General features: G+C 70.2%; 18 protein-coding genes. 1 reads left to right on the top strand and 17 read right to left on the bottom strand.

What is annotated here, in order from left to right; genetic code table 11:
- Positions 1 to 9 precede the first annotated feature (9 nt).
- On the bottom strand, positions 10 to 1,614 hold the full coding sequence (locus BLR33_RS21180; protein ID WP_093786125.1) for an ABC-F family ATP-binding cassette domain-containing protein: 1,605 nt from the start codon (positions 1,612 to 1,614) through the stop codon (positions 10 to 12).
- A 75-nt stretch (positions 1,615 to 1,689) separates the two neighbouring features.
- Between BLR33_RS21180 and BLR33_RS21175 the strand changes: the two genes are divergently transcribed.
- Positions 1,690 to 3,006, top strand: a complete 1,317-nt coding sequence (locus BLR33_RS21175; RefSeq protein ID WP_143031728.1) for a hypothetical protein — start codon at positions 1,690 to 1,692, stop codon at positions 3,004 to 3,006.
- A 324-nt stretch (positions 3,007 to 3,330) separates the two neighbouring features.
- On the opposite strand, the gene truA is transcribed toward BLR33_RS21175, so the two are convergent.
- The 16 genes from truA to rplF form a co-directional block, all read right to left on the bottom strand.
- The gene (gene truA / locus BLR33_RS21170) at positions 3,331 to 4,176 is read right to left on the bottom strand and encodes a tRNA pseudouridine(38-40) synthase TruA (protein ID WP_093786123.1); all 846 of its coding nucleotides are present in this window, start codon (positions 4,174 to 4,176) and stop codon (positions 3,331 to 3,333) included.
- Positions 4,177 to 4,256: 80 nt separating this feature from the next.
- Entirely contained in the window at positions 4,257 to 4,802 is a 546-nt protein-coding gene (gene rplQ, locus BLR33_RS21165) for a 50S ribosomal protein L17 (RefSeq protein ID WP_093786122.1), read from the bottom strand.
- 339 nt (positions 4,803 to 5,141) lie between these two features.
- On the bottom strand, positions 5,142 to 6,164 hold the full coding sequence (locus BLR33_RS21160; RefSeq protein WP_093786121.1) for a DNA-directed RNA polymerase subunit alpha: 1,023 nt from the start codon (positions 6,162 to 6,164) through the stop codon (positions 5,142 to 5,144).
- A 113-nt stretch (positions 6,165 to 6,277) separates the two neighbouring features.
- A complete protein-coding gene (rpsD, locus tag BLR33_RS21155) occupies positions 6,278 to 6,904 on the bottom strand; it encodes a 30S ribosomal protein S4 (RefSeq protein WP_093786120.1) in 627 nt (208 codons plus the stop codon).
- Between the two features lie 26 nt (positions 6,905 to 6,930).
- Complete coding sequence (gene rpsK / locus BLR33_RS21150) at positions 6,931 to 7,335, bottom strand: 30S ribosomal protein S11 (RefSeq protein ID WP_093786119.1); 405 nt, start codon at positions 7,333 to 7,335, stop codon at positions 6,931 to 6,933.
- A 69-nt stretch (positions 7,336 to 7,404) separates the two neighbouring features.
- Positions 7,405 to 7,785 carry a 30S ribosomal protein S13 gene (gene rpsM / locus BLR33_RS21145; RefSeq protein ID WP_093786118.1) on the bottom strand — a complete coding sequence of 127 codons (381 nt, stop codon included), beginning with the start codon at positions 7,783 to 7,785 and terminating at the stop codon, positions 7,405 to 7,407.
- Between the two features lie 186 nt (positions 7,786 to 7,971).
- On the bottom strand, positions 7,972 to 8,085 hold the full coding sequence (gene rpmJ, locus BLR33_RS21140; RefSeq protein ID WP_003956441.1) for a 50S ribosomal protein L36: 114 nt from the start codon (positions 8,083 to 8,085) through the stop codon (positions 7,972 to 7,974).
- A gap of 28 nt (positions 8,086 to 8,113) precedes the next feature.
- The gene (gene infA / locus BLR33_RS21135) at positions 8,114 to 8,335 is read right to left on the bottom strand and encodes a translation initiation factor IF-1 (RefSeq protein WP_003956442.1); all 222 of its coding nucleotides are present in this window, start codon (positions 8,333 to 8,335) and stop codon (positions 8,114 to 8,116) included.
- A gap of 156 nt (positions 8,336 to 8,491) precedes the next feature.
- A complete protein-coding gene (map, locus tag BLR33_RS21130; RefSeq protein ID WP_093786117.1) occupies positions 8,492 to 9,328 on the bottom strand; it encodes a type I methionyl aminopeptidase in 837 nt (278 codons plus the stop codon).
- Positions 9,329 to 9,511: 183 nt separating this feature from the next.
- A complete protein-coding gene (locus BLR33_RS21125) occupies positions 9,512 to 10,177 on the bottom strand; it encodes an adenylate kinase (RefSeq protein WP_093786116.1) in 666 nt (221 codons plus the stop codon).
- Positions 10,177 to 11,493 (bottom strand): preprotein translocase subunit SecY, encoded by a 1,317-nt coding sequence (secY, locus tag BLR33_RS21120; RefSeq protein WP_093786115.1) that lies wholly within the window; start codon positions 11,491 to 11,493, stop codon positions 10,177 to 10,179. Before secY ends, BLR33_RS21125 begins: the two co-directional genes overlap by 1 nt.
- A gap of 194 nt (positions 11,494 to 11,687) precedes the next feature.
- A complete protein-coding gene (gene rplO, locus BLR33_RS21115) occupies positions 11,688 to 12,140 on the bottom strand; it encodes a 50S ribosomal protein L15 (protein WP_407639704.1) in 453 nt (150 codons plus the stop codon).
- A gap of 2 nt (positions 12,141 to 12,142) precedes the next feature.
- A complete protein-coding gene (gene rpmD / locus BLR33_RS21110; RefSeq protein ID WP_037912396.1) occupies positions 12,143 to 12,325 on the bottom strand; it encodes a 50S ribosomal protein L30 in 183 nt (60 codons plus the stop codon).
- A complete protein-coding gene (gene rpsE / locus BLR33_RS21105; protein ID WP_031524774.1) occupies positions 12,325 to 12,930 on the bottom strand; it encodes a 30S ribosomal protein S5 in 606 nt (201 codons plus the stop codon). The genes rpmD and rpsE overlap by 1 nt, the downstream gene beginning before the upstream one ends.
- Positions 12,931 to 13,006: 76 nt before the next feature.
- Positions 13,007 to 13,390 (bottom strand): 50S ribosomal protein L18, encoded by a 384-nt coding sequence (rplR, locus tag BLR33_RS21100; protein WP_093786113.1) that lies wholly within the window; start codon positions 13,388 to 13,390, stop codon positions 13,007 to 13,009.
- Between the two features lie 2 nt (positions 13,391 to 13,392).
- Positions 13,393 to 13,932 carry a 50S ribosomal protein L6 gene (rplF, locus tag BLR33_RS21095; RefSeq protein WP_093786112.1) on the bottom strand — a complete coding sequence of 180 codons (540 nt, stop codon included), beginning with the start codon at positions 13,930 to 13,932 and terminating at the stop codon, positions 13,393 to 13,395.
- Between the last annotated feature and the right edge of the window lie 8 nt (positions 13,933 to 13,940).

Below are 13,940 nucleotides of genomic sequence, written 5' to 3'. Positions count from 1 at the left end.
GGCGGGACCCTACTCCTCGCCCCATACCGGCTCGGCCGTCTCGCGGACGACGCCGTCGGTGCCGAAGTGCAGGTAGCGGTCGAAGGAGCGGGCGAACCAGCGGTCGTGGGTGACGGACAGGACCGTGCCCTCGTAGGAGTCGAGCCCGTCCTGGAGGGCTTCGGCGCTCTCCAGATCGAGGTTGTCGGTCGGCTCGTCCAGCAGCAGGGCGGTGGAGCCGGCGAGTTCCAGCAGCAGGATCTGGAAGCGCGCCTGCTGGCCGCCGGAGAGCCGGTCGAAGGATTGGTCGCCCTGGCGCTCCAGCTCGTAGCGGCGCAGCACCGACATCGCCCGGCCGCGGTCGCGCGCGTGCTCGGTCCACAGGATGTCCACCAGGGTCCGCCCGACGAGTTCGGGATGCGCGTGCGTCTGGGCGAAGTGCCCGGGGACCACACGGGCGCCGAGCCGGAACTCCCCTTCGTGGGCGACCGTGGTGTCGCCGGCGAGCAGCCGCAGGAAGTGCGACTTGCCCGAGCCGTTGGGCCCGAGGACGGCCACCCGCTCGCCGTAGAAGACCTCCAGGTCGAACGGCTTCATCAGGCCGGTCAGCTCCAGCCGCTCGCAGGTCAGCGCCCGCACCCCGGTACGGCCGCCCTTCAGCCGCATCCGGATGTCCTGCTCGCGCGGCGGCTCCTGCGGCGCCCCCGCCTCCTCGAACCGGCGCAGCCGGGTCTGCGCCGCGTGGTAGCGGGAGGCCATGTCGGGGCTGTTGGCGGCCTGCTGCCGCAGCCGCAGCACCATCGCCTTCAGCTTGGCGTGCTCCTCCTCCCAGCGCCGGCGCAACTCCTCGAAGCGGGCGAACCGCTCCTTGCGCGCCTCGTGGAAGGTGGCGAAGCCGCCGCCGTGCACCCAGGCGGTGGAGCCCGCGGGCCCGGTCTCCACGCTGACGATCCGCTCGGCGGCCCGGGAGAGCAGCTCCCGGTCGTGGCTGACGAACAGCACGGTCTTGCGGGTCTGGGCGATCTGCTGCTCCAGCCAGCGCTTGCCGGGAACGTCCAGGTAGTTGTCCGGCTCGTCCAGCAGCAGCACCTCGTCGGGGCCGCGCAGCAGCGCCTCCAGCACCAGCCGCTTCTGCTGGCCGCCGGAGAGCGTCTTCACCTCGCGCCACTGCGCCCGCTCGTACGGCAGGCCGAGCGCGGCGGTGGTGCAGACGTCCCACAGCGTCTCGGCCTCGTAGCCGCGCGCCTCGGCCCAGTCGCTGAGCGCGGTGGCGTACGCCATCTGGGCCGGCTCGTCGTCCTGCGCCATGATCGCCAGCTCGGCGGCGTCCACGGCCTCGGCGGCCGCCCGGATCCGGGGGTGGGCGACGGAGACCAGCAGGTCGCGCACGGTGCGGTCGTCGCGGACGCTGCCCACGAACTGGCGCATCACGCCGAGGCCGCCGCTGGAGGTGACGCTGCCGCCGTGCGGGGCCAGCTCGCCGGAGATCAGCCGCAGCAAGGTCGTCTTCCCCGCCCCGTTGGGCCCCACCAGGGCCACGGCGGCGCCTTCGCCGACGCGGAACGAGACGTCGCCGAGCAGCGCCCGGCCGTCCGGGAGGTAGTACTCGACGTGCGCGGCTTCGACATGTCCCATGGGCCGGATTCTCCCCGGCCCACGGAGTCGCCCCAAGTCCTTTTCCGCGGCCGGAGCGGCAATATGATGCCGCCCATGAGTGAAGGGTCCGGGCAGCAGCCCGCGCAGGAACCCCGTAGCCAAGGCAGCCAGCCCTCCGGAACTTCCCGTGAGGTCCTCGAGGGTCTGGTGATCCCCTCCGGCCGCGAGCCCGCCGATCCGCGGCAGGTCTTCGCGCAGGCACCCGAAGGAGTGGACGCCTACAGCGTCCGCCCGGGCACGCCCGGAACGTGGGCCGGACCGCCGCAGGCGCTCGCGGCCGCGCCCGGGCAGGGCGGCGACGCGCCGAAGCAGCAGCCGCAGGGGCAGCCGGGGCCGCAGGGCGGGGCCCAGGGCGGACCGTCGGGCGGCCCGCAGGGTGGTCCGCAGGTCCCACCGCAGGGCGGCCCGCAGCAGGGCGGCTACGGCTTCCCGCAGCAGCCGCAAGGGACCGACTCCTCGCAGCAGTCCGGCGGTTACGGCTACCCGCAGCAGGCGGCCCCGCAGGGCGGCGGGTACGGCTACCCGCCGCAGCAGCCGAGCGCGCCCGCCGCCGCGAGCCGGCCCGCGGAGCCCGCGGGCGGCGGACCCGGGACGCCTGACTGGAACGCGCTCGCCGAGCAGCAGGAGAGCGGCAAGCGGCGGCGCAAGGTGCTGATGCTCGTCGGGGGCGCGGTCGCCGTCGCCGTCATAGCCGGTGGTGTCGCCACCGCTGTGGTCGTCTCCGGCAGCAGCTCCGACAAGACCGTCGCGAACCCGACCGGTTCGCAGAGCGCGGGCTCCACGCAGCCGCTGCCGCCGCAGCCGTCCTTCTCCTCCGTCGCTCCCCCGCCGCCCGTGGACCCGCGCGACTTCATCTCCAGCGCGGCCAAGGACACGGCGCCGATCACGGCGGACTCGCTCTTCCCCGGCAAGCAGTTCGTCTGGCAGGGCCGGACGTACGTGAAGACGAACTCCACGAGCACCAAGCAGTGCTCGGCCGCGGCCGCCGCCCAACTCGCGCCCGCGCTGGCCGCGCAGGGCTGCACCCAGATGGTGCGGGCCACCTACACCAACGGGGACATGGCCGTCACCGTCGGCATCGCGGTCTTCGCGGACAAGGACCACGCGGCCAAGGTGCACAGCACGGCGAAGTACGTGCTGCCGCTCAACGGGGGCGGGGTGGCGGACTTCTGCCACGCCGTGGCCTGCCAGATGACGTCCAACTCGGTGGGCCGCTACGCCTACTTCGCCATCGCGGGCTACCGCAATGGCAAGACGCTCCCCCAGAACGACACGCTCGGCCTCCGCGCGGCCGACGACGCGTCCAGCTTCGCCTTCGCCCGCATCGTCCAACGGGGCCGCGACGCTGCCGCGCGCTCCGCTGGGCAGTAGGGGTGCGGCTGCCCGCCGCGGGGGTTCTCTGAGCCGCCGCGCTCCGCTCGGCAGTAGGGTGCGGCTGCCCGTCGCGAAGGTTCCCTGAGCCGCCGAGTGCCGCCCGCATGTGGCTGGGCGCGCAGTTCCTCCCCCAGAGCTTCGCCTGGGGGTACCCCCAGCGCCCCTGATCACCTCGCCCTGCGCACAAAGGGCGAGGTTTTCAAGGGGCGCTGGGGGTACCCCGAGCGGCCCTGATCACCTCGCCGTGCGCGTGAAGGACGAGGTTTCCAGGGGCGCGAGGAACTGCGCGACCAGCCATACGACGGCGGGCAGACGCGGACCCTAACGCGTACAGGGCAACGTGCGGAGGTTGCGGGCGGCGCGGCTGCGGGCGGCGAGGTCGGCGGGCGGGGGGTAGCCGACCTCTTCGAGGGTGAGGCCGTGGGGGCGGACGACGTTGACCGCCGAGTGGCGGACGCGGCCCGCCAGGACCTCGCCGGGGAAGGGGACCGGGCGGTGGCCGTCGCCGACAAGGATCATCGCGCCCACCAGGGCCCGCACCATGTTGTGGCAGAAGGCGTCGGCGCGGACCGTGGCCACCGCGAGCCCGTCCGCCGTGCGCTCCCAGTGCACGTCGAGCAGCGTCCTGATGGTCGTCGCCCCCTCGCGCTTCTTGCAGTACGCCGCGAAGTCGTGCTCGCCCAGCAGGAGTTGCGCGGCCTCGTTCATCGCCTCGACGTCCAGCGGCCGGTCGTGCCAGAGCACGTGCCCGCGCAGCAGCGGGTCCACCCCGGCCGGGTGGTCCGAGATCCGGTACGCGTACCGCCGCCAGATCGCCGAGAAGCGCGCGTCGAAGCCGGCCGGCGCCTCGGCCACCTGCCAGACCCGCACGTCCCACGGCAGCCGTCCCGCCAGCCGCCGGCGCAGCCGCCCGCTCTCCTCGGCCCACGCCTCGGCCGGCAGGTCCACATGCGCCACCTGCCCGCGCGCGTGCACGCCCGCGTCGGTGCGGCCGGCCACCGTCAGTTCCACCGGCTCCGGCAGCCGCAGCACCGTGGCGATCGCCGACTCCAGCTCGCCCTGCACCGTCCGCCGGGTGCGCTGCTTGGCCCACCCGGAGAAGGCGGCCCCGTCGTACGCCAGGTCCAGCCGCACCCGCACCAGCCCGGCCGCCGGCTCCTCGCTCACCCGTCGCTCCTCGTGTCGTCGAACGTGGAGCGGGCCCGCACCCCGGAGGGTACGGGCCCGCACATGGGTCACCAGGACGCTCAGGCGTCCTTGGAGTCCTCGGCAGACTCCTCGGCAGCCGCGTCCGCCTCGGCGGGAACGGCGTCCTCGACGGTGTCCTCGGCCGGGGTGTCGTTCTTCACCTCGGCGAGGGCCTCGTCACCGGCGCGGTCCTTGGCGGAGCGCTTGGTGGCGGCCTCGGCCTCGTTGACGGCGGTCTGCTGGACGGTCAGCGCCTCCACCAGCTCGATCACGGCCATCGGGGCGTTGTCGCCACGACGGGGACCGATCTTGGTGATGCGGGTGTAACCACCGGGGCGGTTCTCGTACCGCGGGGCGATCTCGGTGAAGAGCGTGTGCACCACGCCCTTGTCCGTGATCTGCTGCAGCACCTGGCGACGGTTGTGGATGTCGCCCTTCTTCGCCTTGGTGATCAGCCGCTCCGCGACCGGGCGCAGCCGGCGCGCCTTGGCCTCGGTGGTGGTGATGCGGCCGTGCTCGAAGAGCGACTTCGCGAGGTTCGCGAGCAGCAGCTTCTCGTGCGCGGCGCTCCCGCCCAGACGGGCGCCCTTTGCGGGCTGGGGCATGGTCTTTCTCCTTCTCGCTGCACCGGCCGTGTCAGGTACCGGTGTCAGTGCGAACTGGCGGCTGCCAGCTCGGGGGTGTCCGGGGCTTCGCCCCAGGACGGTGCCCGGGGCTGCCGCCCCGGAAGCTTCTCGGGCTACCCGCCCGAAGGGGGGTTCCCTACAGGGGCGCGGGGAACTGCGCGACCAGCCATGTTCCGGCAGACGGTCCGGAGCGGACCGGACTGCCCCTTCGGGCCGGTGGCGAAGCGCGACACCGCTCCAACTGGTCGCGCAGTTCCTCCCCCAGAGCTACGCCTGGGGGTACCCCCAGCGCCCCTTGTAGGGCACCGTGCGTACGGATTAGTACTGCTCGGTCTCCACGAAGCCGGCGTCCACATCGTCGTCGGCGCCGAAGGCGTCGGCGGCGGCGGTGGGGTCGAATCCGGGCGGGCTGTCCTTGAGGGCGAGGCCCATGCCGGCGAGCTTGGCCTTGACCTCGTCGATGGACTTCGCACCGAAGTTGCGGATGTCGAGCAGGTCCGCCTCGGAGCGGGCCACCAGCTCGCCCACCGAGTGGATGCCCTCGCGCTTGAGGCAGTTGTAGGAGCGGACGGTGAGTTCCAGCTCCTCGATCGGCAGCGCCAGGTCCGCGGCCAGGGCGGCGTCCGTGGGGGACGGGCCCATGTCGATGCCCTCGGCGTCGACGTTCAGCTCGCGGGCCAGGCCGAACAGCTCGACCAGGGTCTTGCCGGCCGACGCCATGGCGTCACGCGGCCGCATGGCCTGCTTGGTCTCGACGTCGACGATCAGCTTGTCGAAGTCGGTGCGCTGCTCGACACGGGTCGCCTCGACCTTGTAGGTGACCTTGAGCACGGGGCTGTAGATGGAGTCGACCGGGATACGGCCGATCTCCTGGCCCTGCTGCTTGTTCTGCACCGCCGAGACGTAGCCGCGACCGCGCTCGACGGTCAGCTCCATCTCCAGCTTGCCCTTGGCGTTCAGGGTGGCCAGCACCAGGTCGGGGTTGTGCACCTCGACACCGGCCGGCGGCGCGATGTCGGCGGCGGTGACCACACCCGGGCCCTGCTTGCGCAGGTACATCACGACCGGCTCGTCGTGCTCCGAGGAGACGACCAGCTGCTTGATGTTGAGGATGAGGTCGGTGACGTCCTCCTTGACGCCCGGCACGGTGGTGAACTCGTGCAGGACACCGTCGATCCGGATCGACGTGACCGCCGCACCCGGGATCGAGGAGAGCAGCGTGCGCCGCAGGGAGTTGCCGAGGGTGTAGCCGAAGCCCGGCTCCAGCGGCTCGATCACGAACCGGGAGCGGAACTCGTCGACGACCTCTTCGGTCAACGAGGGACGCTGAGCGATCAGCATGTCTTCGTTCCTTCAGTCGTGGGCGCCCGCTATATGACGCCCCCTGTACCACCGAGGGTACGGCCGCCGCGGTGGTACCGCGGCGGCCCTGCCCTGGCGAGCCTGCTCCGGGACTACTTGGAGTAGAGCTCGACGATCAGCTGCTCCTGCACCTGGGTGTCGATCACCTGGCGCTCGGGCAGGCTGTGCACGAGGATCCGCAGGTTGCCGGCGTTGGCCTCCAGCCACGCGGGCACCGTCTTCTCGCCGGCCTCGCCCTGTGCCACCTGGAACGGGGTGAGGGTGCGGGAGGACTCGCGGACCTCGACGATGTCGTTCACGGCGACACGGGCCGACGGGATGTCGGTCTTGCGGCCGTTGACGGTGATGTGGCCGTGCCGGACCAGCTGACGGGCGTGGTCGCGGGACTTGGCGAAGCCGGCCCGGTACACCACGTTGTCGAGGCGGGTCTCCAGGATGCGCAGAAGGTTCTCACCGGTCTTGCCGGACTTCTGGTTCGCTTCCTTGTAGTAGTTCACGAACTGCTTCTCGAGGACACCGTAGATGCGCGCGCACTTCTGCTTCTCGCGCAGCTGGAGCAGGTACTCGCTGTCCTTGGTGCGCCCGCGTCCGTGCTCACCCGGGGGGTAAGGACGGATCTCGATCGGGCACTTCGCGCTCTCGCACTTCGCTCCCTTGAGGAAGAGCTTCTGCTTCTCCCGACGGCAACGCTTGCAGTCGGCCCCGGTGTAACGCGCCATTGTCTCGGTTCTCCTGTATCAGCTGGTCAGACGCGGCGGCGCTTCGGCGGGCGGCAGCCGTTGTGCGGGGTCGGGGTGACGTCCTGGATCGAGCCCACCTCGAGGCCGGTGGCCTGGAGGGAGCGGATCGCGGTCTCCCGGCCGGAGCCGGGGCCCTTCACGAAGACGTCCACCTTGCGCATGCCGTGCTCCTGCGCGCGGCGGGCGGCCGACTCGGCGGCCATCTGCGCGGCGAAGGGGGTGGACTTGCGCGAGCCCTTGAAGCCGACGTGGCCGGCGGAGGCCCAGGAGATCACGTTGCCCTGCGGGTCGGTGATCGAGACGATGGTGTTGTTGAACGTGCTCTTGATGTGCGCGTGACCGTGAGCGACGTTCTTCTTTTCCTTGCGGCGCACCTTCTTGACTGCGCCCTGACGGCCCTTAGGAGGCATGTCCTGGTTTCTCCCGGTGGAGGTGGTCGGTCCTACAGCGAAGACCGCTGGTCGGCGTCCTGCTGCGGACTACTTCTTGCCCGGCTTCTTCTTGCCGGCGATCGCGCGACGCGGGCCCTTGCGGGTGCGGGCGTTGGTGTGCGTGCGCTGCCCGTGCACGGGCAGCCCCCGGCGGTGGCGCAGACCCTGGTAGCAGCCGATCTCCACCTTGCGGCGGATGTCGGCCTGGATCTCGCGGCGCAGGTCACCCTCGGTGGTGTAGTTGTCGTCGACCCACTTGCCGATCTTGACGAGGTCGTCCTCGGCGAGGTCGCGGACGCGGGTGTCGGGGTTCACACCGGTGTTCTTCAGGATCTCCTGGGCGCGCGAGCGCCCGATGCCGAAGACATAGGTGAGGGCGATCTCCACGCGCTTCTCACGCGGGAGGTCAACGCCTGAAAGGCGTGCCATCTCGTTGGCTCCTGATGATGTCGGAGGTCTTCCACAGCTCCGGTTCCCTTCCGCCGTATCAGGTACGGAACGGGTCCCCGGCCTCCTCCGGGGGTGTCATCCCCTTCGGCAGGGGATGGGCGCTGCGTATGTACGTATCGTGCGTCGCGCGAAGAATCTGCGGGATGCAGGGGTGGTCTGCGGGCGTCAGCCCTGGCGCTGCTTGTGGCGCAGGTTGTCGCAGATGACCATGACCCGGCCGTGGCGGCGGATCACCTTGCACTTGTCGCAGATCTTCTTGACGCTCGGCTTGACCTTCATGGAATTGAGGTTCTCCGGGTCGTGAGATCTACTTGTATCGGTAGACGATCCGTCCGCGCGTCAGGTCGTAGGGAGACAGCTCCACGACGACCCGGTCATCCGGGAGGATACGGATGTAGTGCATCCGCATCTTGCCGCTGATGTGCGCGAGGACCTTGTGACCGTTCTGCAGTTCCACCTTGAACATCGCGTTCGGCAGAGACTCGATCACGGTGCCCTCGATCTCGATGGCGCCTTGCTTTTTGGCCATGTCCTACTTTCGGGATCGGCTACCGGGGTCGGCTCCGGACATGCCGGAAGACACGCGGGGCCGACGTATGAGTCTACGCGACACCGAGCAGAAACACGAATCCGGGGAGTATGCCCACGCCGGGTGATCGCCAACCCCGGGGACCGGGGCGGACGCCTATGCGAGCGGATCGGGCGCGGCGGTGACGCCGAACTCGGCGAGCTTGGCCCGGCCGCCGTCCGGCGCGGTCAGCACCAGCGGGCCGTCCTCGGTGAGGGCCACGGTGTGCTCCCAGTGCGCCGACCAGGAGCCGTCGTCGGACTTCACCGTCCACTCGTCCTCGAGCACGTGGGTGTGCGGGGTGCCCAGCGTCACCATCGGCTCGATCGCCAGGCACAGGCCGGGCACCAGGCGGATGCCGCGGCCGCGCTTCTTGGTGACGTAGTTGAGCAGGTGCGGGTCCATGTGCATGGCGCTGCCGATGCCGTGGCCGCCGTAGCCCTCCACGATGCCGTACTTGCCGGACGCCGGGCGGGGCTGGCGGCGGATGTAGGACTCGATGGCGTGCGAGATGTCGTCCAGCCGGTTGCCCTTGCGGAAGGCGGCGATGCCGGCCCACATGGACTCCTCGGTGACCCGGCTCAGCTCGGCGAGCTGCGGGTCGTGCCCGGTGCCGACCAGGGTGGTGAAGGCGGCGTCGCCGTGCCAGCCGTCCACGATGGCGCCGGCGTCGATGGCGATGATGTCGCCGTCCTTCAGCACGGTCACCCGGTCCGGGATGCCGTGCACCACCACGTCGTTGACCGAGGTGCAGATGCTGGCGGGGAAGCCGCCGTAGCCGAGGAAGTTGGGCTTGGCGCCGTGGTCGGCGATCACCTTCGCGGCGATCTCGTCCAGGTCCTTGGTGGTGACGCCGGGCACCGCAGCCGCCCGGGTCGCCTCGTGGATCGCCGCGACGACCAGCCCGGCCGCGCGCATCCTGGCGATCTGCTCCGGGGTCTTGATCTCCACCATCGCGGACTGAGCCCTTCCCTCTACCTGCCGTGGGTCTGCCGGCGTGCCGCCGGCCGCCGCGTCCGGGGCTCCCCCGGGCCGCCGCGTTGCCGTGCACCTGCCGTACGTGCCTTCAACCATACGGCCGTGGCGCCCGCTCGGGGCACCACGGCCGTATACCGCTCGTTCACCTGCGCCGGCGGCTCAGGCCGGGCGCTCGCTGCCCGCGCGCAGGGCCGCCATCGCCCGCCGGGTGACCTCGGCCACTGGGCCGAGGGCGGAGATGGTGACCACCAGGTCCTGCTTGCGGTAGTAGTCGATGATCGGCTCGGTCTCGCGGTGGTAGACCTCGAGCCGGTTGCGCACCTTGTCCGGGGCGTCGTCGTCGCGCCGGTAGAGCTCGCCGCCGCAGATGTCGCACACGCCCTCGACCGCGGGCTTCTGGTTCTCCACGTGGAAGACGTGCGCGCTGTCGTTGCGGCAGATCCGGCGGCCGGCGATCCGCTTGACCACCTCGTCCTCGGGGACCTCCAGGTCGAGCACGCCGTCCAGCGCGATGCCGTGCCGGGCAAGGTAGGCGTCCAGCGCCCGGGCCTGCTGCTCGTTGCGCGGGAAGCCGTCCAGCAGGAAGCCGTCGGCGGCGTCCGCCTGGTCGAGCCGGTCCTCCGCCATGCCGATGGTGACCTCGTCGGGCACCAGGTTGCCGGCGTCCATGTACGCCTTGGCCTGCTTGCCCAGATCGGTGCCCTGGCTGATGTTCGCGCGGAACAGGTCGCCCGTGGAGATGTGCGGGATCGAGAGGTTCTTGGCGAGGAACGCGGCCTGCGTCCCCTTCCCGGCGCCCGGGGGCCCGACCAGGACGATTCGCATCAGCGGAGGAACCCTTCGTAGTTACGCTGCTGGAGCTGGCTTTCGATCTGCTTCACGGTCTCCAGACCCACACCGACGATGATGAGGATGCTGGTGCCACCCAGAGGGAAGTTGCCGTTGCTCCCGTTGAAGATCGCGATCGCGACCGTCGGAACGAGGGCGATGAGGCCCAGGTACAGCGAACCCGGCCACGTGATGCGGTTGAGCACGTAACTCAGGTACTCGGCGGTGGGACGACCGGCCCGGATGCCGGGAATGAACCCACCATACTTCTTCATGTTGTCCGCAACTTCTTCGGGGTTGAACGAGATGGCCACGTAGAAGAAGGCGAAGAAGACGATCAGCAGGAAGTAGGCCGCCATGTAGGCCGGGTGGTCGCCCTTGGTGAAGTTCCGCGAGATCCACTGCGCCCAGCCCGCGGTCGAGCCGGAGAACTGGACGATCAGCGCGGGGATGTAGAGCAGCGACGAGGCGAAGATGACCGGGATCACACCCGCCTGGTTCACCTTGAGCGGGATGTAGGTCGAGGTGCCGCCGTACGAGCGGCGGCCGATCATGCGCTTGGCGTACTGCACCGGGATCCGCCGCTGGGCCTGCTCGACGAAGACCACCAGGCCGACCATCGCCAGGCCGATCAGGATCACCGCGATGAACTCCACCCAGCCGCCGGCGATGGTGCCGGAGACCTTGATGCCCCACAGCGAGCCGGGGAAGCCGGCGGCGATGGAGACGAACATCAGGATCGACATGCCGTTGCCGATACCGCGGTCGGTGATCAGCTCGCCGAGCCACATGATCATCACGGTGCCCGCGGTCATGCAGGTCACCATCGTGACCGTGGTGAAGATCGACTGGTTGGGCACGATGTCGTTGCCCTGGGTGCAGGTCGAGAAGAGGTTGCCGGAGCGGGCGGTGGCCACCAGGCCGGTGCCCTGCAGCACCGCGAGCGCGACCGTCAGGTACCGGGTGTACTGGGTGATCTTCGTGGTGCCGGCCTGGCCCTCCTTCTTGAGGGCCTCGAGGCGCGGGATGACCACCGTCAGCAGCTGCAGGATGATGCTCGCCGTGATGTACGGCATGATCCCGAGCGCGAAGATCGTCAGCTGGAGCAGCGCGCCGCCGCTGAACATGTTGACCAGGCCGAAGAGGCTGTTGTTGCCCTTGGTCTGCTTCACGCAGTCATTGACCACGCCGAAGTCGATGCCGGGCACCGGGACGTGCGCGCCCAGCCGGTAGACCACGATGATGGCCAGCGTGAAGAGCAGCTTCTTGCGCAGGTCGGGCGTCCTGAACGCCCGGGCGAACGCGGTGAGCACGGTGCCTCCTGCACCCCCCGCGCCACGGCGGAAGGACGTCACGGATGAGATTTCTGACGGATACGGGCCCAGTCACCTTACCGGCGCGGTGCCCCCGCGCGGAATGACCCATCGGCCGGGGAAAATTCACAGAAAGGAACGACCGGGAGCGCCCCGAAGTTTCTGGGCGCCCCCGGTCGGGTGGTGCATGGTGCTCAGACGAGCTCGGTGACGGTGCCGCCGGCCGCGGTGATCTTCTCACGCGCGGAGCCGGAGACCGCGTCCACGGTCACCTGGAGCGCCACCGACACCTCGCCGGTGCCGAGCACCTTGACGAGCTGGTTCTTGCGCACGGCACCTTTGGCGACCAGGTCGGCCACGGTGACCTCCCCGCCCTCGGGGTACAGGGCGGCGAGCTTGTCCAGGTTCACCACCTGGTACTCGGTGCGGAACGGGTTCTTGAAGCCCTTGAGCTTGGGCAGCCGCATGTGCAGCGGCATCTGCCCGCCCTCGAAGCGCTCGGGAACCTGGTAGCGGGCCTTGGTGCCCTTGGTGCCACGACCGGCCGTCTTGCCCTTGGACGCCTCACCGCGACCGACACGGGTCTTCGCGGTCTTGGCGCCGGGGGCCGGACGCAGGTTGTGGATCTTGATCGGGTTGTCGCCCATGATCAGTCGACCTCCTCGACCGTGACGAGGTGGCGGACGGTGTGGACCATGCCGCGGATCTCCGGGCGGTCCTCCTTGACCACCACGTCGTTCAGCCGCTTCAGGCCGAGCGAGCGCAGGGTGTCACGGTGGTTCTGCTTGCTGCCGATGTAGGACTTGGTCTGGGTGACCTTCAGGCGCGCCATCAGACACCCACCCCGGCACGCGCGCGCAGCAGGGCCGCGGGCGCGACGTCCTCGATCGGCAGACCGCGGCGGGCGGCGATCTCCTCGGGCCGCTGCAGGCCCTGGAGCGCGGCCACCGTGGCGTGCACGATGTTGATCGCGTTGTCCGAGCCGAGGCTCTTGGACAGCACGTCGTGGATGCCCGCGCACTCCAGCACGGCGCGCACCGGGCCACCGGCGATCACACCGGTACCGGGGGACGCCGGCTTGAGCAGCACGACACCCGCGGCCTTCTCGCCCTGGATGGGGTGCGGGATGGTGCCCTGGATACGGGGGACCTTGAAGAAGTGCTTCTTGGCCTCCTCCACACCCTTGGCGATGGCGGCCGGCACCTCCTTGGCCTTGCCGTAGCCGACACCGACGGTGCCGTCACCGTCGCCCACCACGACCAGCGCGGTGAAGCTGAAGCGACGACCACCCTTCACAACCTTGGCGACGCGGTTGATCGCGACGACCCGCTCGACGTATGCGGTCTTCTCGGCCTGCTGGCCGCCGTCCCGCCGGTCCTTGCGGTCCCGTCGCTCGCCGCCACCGGCACCGCTGCCGCGGCGCTGGGGTCCAGCCATTGGAATTACCTCTCCCTGTTGAACGCGTTTTCCGCTAGCAACGCAGCGGCGCGGGGCCGCTGCAGCGACGGGCGGTTCAGAACTTCAGTCCGGCCTCGCGGGCGGCGTCCGCGAGAGCGGCGATCCGCCCCGCGTACTGGTTGCCGCCCCGGTCGAACACGACAGCCTCGACGCCCTTGGCCTTGGCACGCTCGGCCACGAGCTGGCCGACCTGCTTGGCCTTGGCGCTCTTGTCGCCCTCGGTGCCGCGGATGGACGCGTCGAGGGTCGACGCCGACGCGAGCGTGTGGCCCGCGAGGTCGTCGATCACCTGCGCAACGATGCCGCGGTTGGACCGCGTGACGACCAGGCGCGGACGCTCGGCCGTACCGTTGACGCGCTTGCGCACCCGGATGTGCCGGCGCTTGAGCGCCGCACCCTTGTACGCCTTGCCCTTGGCGATCTTCACACCGTATGCCATGGCTACTTACCAGCCTTTCCGACCTTGCGGCGGATGACCTCGCCCGCGTACTTGACGCCCTTGGCCTTGTACGGGTCGGGCTTGCGCAGCTTGCGGATGTTGGCCGCCACCTCGCCGACCTTCTGCTTGTCGATGCCCTCGACGGAGAACTTCGTCGGCGACTCGACCTTGAAGGAGATGCCCTCGGGGGCCTCGACGAGGATCGGGTGGCTGTAGCCCAGCGCGAACTCCAGGGCGGAGCCCTTCGCCTGGACGCGGTAGCCGACACCGCTGATCTCGAGCGCCTTGCTGTAGCCCGCGGTCACGCCGGTGATCATGTTCGCCACCAGCGTGCGGGACAGGCCGTGCAGGGCCTTCGAGACACGCTCGTCGTTGGGGCGGGTGACGAGCAGCGTGCCGTCCTCGCCCCGTGCGATCTCGATCGGCGCGGCGACGGTGTGGGTGAGCGAGCCCTTGGGGCCCTTCACCGCGACCGTCCGGCCGTCGATGGTGACGTCCACTCCGGCGGGAACCGAGATGGGCAGCTTGCCGATACGCGACATTGCTCTAC

It is taken from the genome of Actinacidiphila guanduensis (assembly GCF_900103985.1).
Taxonomy (GTDB): domain Bacteria; phylum Actinomycetota; class Actinomycetes; order Streptomycetales; family Streptomycetaceae; genus Actinacidiphila; species Actinacidiphila guanduensis.
The sequence above is the reverse complement of the archived record's forward strand: the minus strand, read 5'-3'. Positions and strand labels throughout refer to the sequence as shown.

Excerpts from the sequence above, each read along its gene's own strand:
- BLR33_RS21180 (WP_093786125.1), bottom strand. The coding sequence starts at position 1,614 with ATGGGACATGTCGAAGCCGCGCACGTCGAGTACTACCTCCCGGACGGC.
- BLR33_RS21175 (WP_143031728.1), top strand. The coding sequence starts at position 1,690 with ATGAGTGAAGGGTCCGGGCAGCAGCCCGCGCAGGAACCCCGTAGCCAA.
- rplQ (WP_093786122.1), bottom strand. The coding sequence starts at position 4,802 with ATGCCCCAGCCCGCAAAGGGCGCCCGTCTGGGCGGGAGCGCCGCGCAC.
- BLR33_RS21160 (WP_093786121.1), bottom strand. The coding sequence starts at position 6,164 with ATGCTGATCGCTCAGCGTCCCTCGTTGACCGAAGAGGTCGTCGACGAG.
- rpsD (WP_093786120.1), bottom strand. The coding sequence starts at position 6,904 with ATGGCGCGTTACACCGGGGCCGACTGCAAGCGTTGCCGTCGGGAGAAG.
- rpsK (WP_093786119.1), bottom strand. The coding sequence starts at position 7,335 with ATGCCTCCTAAGGGCCGTCAGGGCGCAGTCAAGAAGGTGCGCCGCAAG.
- rpsM (WP_093786118.1), bottom strand. The coding sequence starts at position 7,785 with ATGGCACGCCTTTCAGGCGTTGACCTCCCGCGTGAGAAGCGCGTGGAG.
- rpmJ (WP_003956441.1), bottom strand. The coding sequence starts at position 8,085 with ATGAAGGTCAAGCCGAGCGTCAAGAAGATCTGCGACAAGTGCAAGGTG.
- infA (WP_003956442.1), bottom strand. The coding sequence starts at position 8,335 with ATGGCCAAAAAGCAAGGCGCCATCGAGATCGAGGGCACCGTGATCGAG.
- map (WP_093786117.1), bottom strand. The coding sequence starts at position 9,328 with ATGGTGGAGATCAAGACCCCGGAGCAGATCGCCAGGATGCGCGCGGCC.
- BLR33_RS21125 (WP_093786116.1), bottom strand. The coding sequence starts at position 10,177 with ATGCGAATCGTCCTGGTCGGGCCCCCGGGCGCCGGGAAGGGGACGCAG.
- rplO (WP_407639704.1), bottom strand. The coding sequence starts at position 12,140 with ATGGGCGACAACCCGATCAAGATCCACAACCTGCGTCCGGCCCCCGGC.
- rpmD (WP_037912396.1), bottom strand. The coding sequence starts at position 12,325 with ATGGCGCGCCTGAAGGTCACCCAGACCAAGTCCTACATCGGCAGCAAG.
- rpsE (WP_031524774.1), bottom strand. The coding sequence starts at position 12,930 with ATGGCTGGACCCCAGCGCCGCGGCAGCGGTGCCGGTGGCGGCGAGCGA.
- rplR (WP_093786113.1), bottom strand. The coding sequence starts at position 13,390 with ATGGCATACGGTGTGAAGATCGCCAAGGGCAAGGCGTACAAGGGTGCG.
- rplF (WP_093786112.1), bottom strand. The coding sequence starts at position 13,932 with ATGTCGCGTATCGGCAAGCTGCCCATCTCGGTTCCCGCCGGAGTGGAC.